General features: G+C 67.8%; 4 protein-coding genes and 1 pseudogene. 3 read left to right on the top strand and 2 right to left on the bottom strand.

Features of this window, described 5'->3' with window-relative positions; all coding sequences use genetic code 11:
- The 3 genes and pseudogenes from WAX14_RS02635 to WAX14_RS02645 form a co-directional block, all read left to right on the top strand.
- Positions 1 to 262 (top strand): annotated as a pseudogene (locus WAX14_RS02635) (hypothetical protein); the annotation flags it as partial.
- 205 nt (positions 263 to 467) lie between these two features.
- Positions 468 to 1,991, top strand: a complete 1,524-nt coding sequence (ftsW, locus tag WAX14_RS02640) for a putative lipid II flippase FtsW (RefSeq protein WP_422626541.1) — start codon at positions 468 to 470, stop codon at positions 1,989 to 1,991.
- 350 nt (positions 1,992 to 2,341) lie between these two features.
- Entirely contained in the window at positions 2,342 to 2,551 is a 210-nt protein-coding gene (locus tag WAX14_RS02645) for a hypothetical protein (protein ID WP_422626542.1), read from the top strand.
- Between the two features lie 157 nt (positions 2,552 to 2,708).
- Here the strand turns inward: WAX14_RS02645 and WAX14_RS02650 are convergent, their stop codons facing one another.
- Positions 2,709 to 3,491: a polyprenol monophosphomannose synthase gene (locus tag WAX14_RS02650; RefSeq protein WP_422626543.1), complete on the bottom strand. Its 783-nt coding sequence runs from the start codon at positions 3,489 to 3,491 to the stop codon at positions 2,709 to 2,711.
- Positions 3,491 to 4,522: apolipoprotein N-acyltransferase (lnt, locus tag WAX14_RS02655; protein ID WP_422626544.1), on the bottom strand; the 1,032-nt coding region annotated here is incomplete at its 5' end. The genes lnt and WAX14_RS02650, both read right to left, overlap by 1 nt.

A 4,522-nucleotide genomic window follows, 5' to 3' on the forward strand; every position in this document is an offset into this window, starting at 1 on the left:
GCCTCCGGTAGCGCCCGCACCCCCGCTTCCGCCCCGTACGGCGCCGTCGAGCGCGGTGGGGGGCGGTATTCGCCGAGGCGAACGTGATGCGGACCGCGGCTCGGCAGCCGAAGCGTGGAAGCGGGTCGGGGAACTCGAGGCCGAACTCGGTGCGGTGCGGGCCGAGTTGGCCGAGGAACGGGCCGCGCACCTGGCCGATGTGCGGGCGCACGTCGGCGAACTGCAACGGCAGATCGAGGAACTACGTCACGAACGTTCGTAGGGTCACGTTCGCAGGACACTGTGCGAACGATCGTTGTCCGATGGTGCGATCGTTCTCGAGTTCCGTTCCGAACGTTCGAAGGGTGGGACTATCGGACCGCCGCCACATTGTCCATCCCGGGTCTGCGTGGGAGCAGGGACGCGGCCACCACGCGGACGCGTGGGTGACCAATGGGACGTACGTGTCGTCGTGGGACGATGAGCCGATGTCACGGGGGGAATACAGAAACACGACCAGCGCGCCGACGGAGGCAGCCGCGCCACGAGACCGCCGCGCCGGCCGCGAGCAAACACCGCCGCATCAACCGCACCGGACAGGCCGGGTGCGAGAGACATTCGATACCTGGCTGGCACGACCGCTGCACGACTTCCAGATGCTCGTCGGGTTGACGCTGCTGCTGGTCGTGTTCGGGCTGATGATGGTGCTGTCCTCCTCCAGCGTGGAATCGCTGCTCAGCCAAGGCTCCCCGTACGCCCGGTTCCTTCCTCAGTCGCTCTACGCTGTGGTCGGCCTCGGTTTCCTCGTGCTGATCGTCCGGCTGCCGACCTCGCTGCTGCGCCGCGGTGCGCCCTGGCTGCTGGCAGTGGCTTTCGTACTGCTCGCCCTCGTGCTCGTCCCCGGCATCGGCACCGAGATCTACGGCGCGCAGTCCTGGATCTTTGTCGGCTCGATCTCGTTCCAGCCGTCGGAGATCGCGAAGGTCGCCCTCGTCATCTGGAGCGCCCACATGGTCGCGCGCGCCACCGAGCAGCGCATCGACGTGATGAAAATCCTCAAGCCGCTGGCACTGGTGTCGCTGGCGGTGCTGGGCATGGTCGTGCTCCAGCACGACCTGGGCACCGCGGTGACGATCGCCGTCATCGTGCTGGCGGTGCTGTGGTTCGGTCAGTTCCCCACCCGGATCTTCCTGGCCGTGACCGGCGGCGGCGTCGTCGCGATGGTGGTCTTCACCGCCACCGCCGGGTACCGCTCCGATCGCATCCGCGCCTTCCTCAATCTCGACGCCGACCCGTTGGGTATCAACTACCAGGCAACCCAGGCCAAATACGCCCTTGCCAACGGCGGTGTGTTCGGGCAGGGCCTGGGCCAGTCGAATTCGAAATGGAGCTATCTGCCGCAGGCGTACAACGACTTCATCTTCGCGATCGTCGGCGAAGAACTCGGCGCGATCGGTGCACTGGTGGTGATCGGACTGTATGCCGCGGTCCTGTGGGTCGGGCTGCGGATCGCAACCCGCTCGACCGACCATTTCATGCGGATGCTCGCTGCGGTGATCACCGTGTGGATCGTCTTCCAAGCGTTCATCAACATCGGATACGTCATCGGGATGTTCCCGGTCACCGGCCTGCAATTGCCGTTGATCTCCGCGGGCGGAACTTCGATGATCACCACGTTGATGATGTTCGGGTTGATCGCGCACGCCGCCTACCGGGAACCCGAAGCGCTCGTCTCGCTCGACTCGAGCGCGGTGCGGCCGGTGCTCACTCGCATTTTCGGCCGGCCGGGAACCCGGAAGCGAACCACGCCTGCTCGCGCTGCTGCCGGTCGGTCCCGAGGGCAGCGGACCCCGGATACCGGTCGTGACCGGCCGGTCCGGCGGCGCAACTCCACCACCGACACCGATCGCGCATCCGCGCGCCGGGCCGGGCGAGGAGCACGAACCGAACCTCGCGTCACCGGTTCGGCCGGGCAGGCGACCGATCGTCGTCGGACAGCGCGTCGCTCCTGAACAGGCGACCGTCACACCAGGCACAGGCCGGTCTGCTCGACGAAGGTCAGCACCGACACCGGGTCGCCGTGCGACACGATGTTGTCGTCGTCGAACATTGCTGATCTCGGTACCGGATGCGAAGAATCGCAGTCACCTTCGTCAACTCGAAACTCTCATGCTTCGGATTGGTCCTCTGTCGCACCGAACCCCGCGGTCAGTTGCCGAGGTGACCTCGCCGTCGGTGGGAGGGCGCCGGTGCCGCGGACCAGCCACGGGATCACCACGGCCAGTGTGGACAGGTCGGTACTGTCGTTGCCGCGCTGCGGCCTCGGCCGACGTTGCTCCCGGGCAACTACACCTTCACCACCGTGAACTTCGGTATCCCGTCCAGCGCCCCGGCCAGCGTTCACGGGGGCGTCCTGACGTTGTACTCGCCCGTTGGTCCGTTCCACTACCGGATCATCGACGTTCCAGGCGGTGGGAACATCGACTCCGGTCAAGGACAGCGGTACTTCCTCGGCGGTGAGACGTTCTTCGGGCCTGTCGTGATCGGGCACAGCATTGTGGCCCCGCGCTGATCGAACGCTGCAGCGTACCGCTGGCTACATCGAACGCCGTCTCGTTCTCCAACGAGGCGGCGTTCCCGTCGGGATTTCCGTAGACGGGTCAGCGCCACGTCCGGGAACACCGGCGGCACCATGACACGTGATCTCCGGCAGCGAGAATCAGCGACGGTCAGCCGCGGCCGACGAGTCCGCGCAGCGTCGCCCACCGATTACGCAATCCCCACACGGTGACCTTGAGCAGCGCCTCCTGCACGATGTTGCCGCTCATCTTTGAGTCACCGATGACACGTTCGGTGAAGGTGATCGGCACCTCGGCAACGGTGAACCCGGCCTGCAGGGTGCGCCAGGCCATGTCGACCTGGAAGCAGTAGCCGTGCGATTCGATCGCGTCGAGGTCGAGCTTCTCGAGCACCTCGCGGCGGAACGCGCGGTAGCCGCCGGTGATGTCGGCGATCTTCACCCCGAGGGCGAGCCGCGAGTAGAGGTTGCCGCCGCGGGAGAGCACCTCGCGTCGCATCGGCCAGTTCACGACGGTGCCGCCGGGCACGTACCGGGAGCCGAGAACCAGGTCGGCACCGGCATCGACCTTCGCGAGCAGCAGATGCAGCTGCTCCGGGGCGTGGCTGCCGTCGGCGTCCATTTCCACCAGGACGGTGTAGTTCCGTTCCAGACCCCACCGGAACCCGGCGATGTAGGCGGCGCCGAGACCGTTCTTCTCGGTGCGATGCAGGACGTGGATACGGCCGTCGCCGGCCGCCGCCAACTCGTCGGCGACCTTCCCGGTGCCGTCCGGGCTGCCGTCGTCGGCGATGAGTACATGCACATCCGGCAGCGCCGCATGCAGCCGGCCGACGATCAGGCGGATGTTTTCCCGCTCGTTGTACGTCGGAATGATGACCAGGGTCCGTGCGCTCGGCGCGCTGTTGTCCCCGGCCGGCGTCGCCGCTGCCATCAGTGGTCCTCCCTTTCGGCACCGGCCCGGGCCGGTGATCCTGCGGTGCCGGCCTCGGCCGGCACGGTGTCGGGTCCGGGCTGTGGACTCGACACCGTGTTCTGGTGTCGCCGGGCGCGCACGAACGCGGCACCGGCGGCGGCGACGGCCATGATGCACAGAACGAGTTCCGGGATCGGGCCGAGCCGACTAGCCAGCGTAGTCTCCGTGCGCAACGGCACCTGCGCCACCAGGGCCGCGGGTTCGAAAAGCGGGCTCTGTTCCAGGACCGTTCCGTCGGGGGCGACGATCGCGCTGACCCCGCTGGTGGCGGCGACGACCACGGTGCGGCCGTGTTCGACGGCCCGCAGTCGGGACATCGCGAGCTGCTGGTAGGTCATTTCGGTGTCGCCGAACGTGGCGTTGTTGGTGGGGACCGCCAGAAGTTGCGCGCCGGCGTCGACGGCCTGGCGCAGCGCCCGGTCGAAGGCGACCTCGTAGCAGGTGGCGACGCCGATGGGGATACCGGCGGCATGCACCACGCCGTCACCGTGGCCGGGCACGAAATGTCCGGCGCGGTCGGCGTATTCGGAGAACAGCCGGAAGAACGACCGGTACGGCAGGTATTCGCCGAACGGCTGGATGATCTTCTTGTCGTGTCGTTCGCCGGGGCCGGACTGCGCATCCCACACGATCACCGAGTTGGTGGTGGTGCCGTCACCGTTGACGAGCACGGCACCTACCGTGATGGGCGCGCCGATCGCGGCGGCGGCCGCGGTGATGTCGGCGGCGGCGTCCGGGTTGCGCAGCGGGTCGATGTCCGAGGCGTTCTCCGGCCAGATCACCACGTCCGGTCGCGGGACGGTTCCGGCCGCGACGTCGGCGGCGAGTTCGAGGGTGCGGGCCACATGGTTGTCGAGCACCGCCTTGCGTTGCGCGTTGAAGTCCAGACCCAGACGCGGCACGCTCCCCTGGATCGCGGCGACGGTGATGGTGCGGTCCCCGTCGTCGGGTGCGGGCAGCGACGGCCACACCGCCGCGGCGCACAGCGG

Origin of the sequence: Rhodococcus sp. (in: high G+C Gram-positive bacteria) (genome assembly GCF_049299235.1) — a bacterium.
GTDB lineage: Bacteria > Actinomycetota > Actinomycetes > Mycobacteriales > Mycobacteriaceae > Rhodococcus.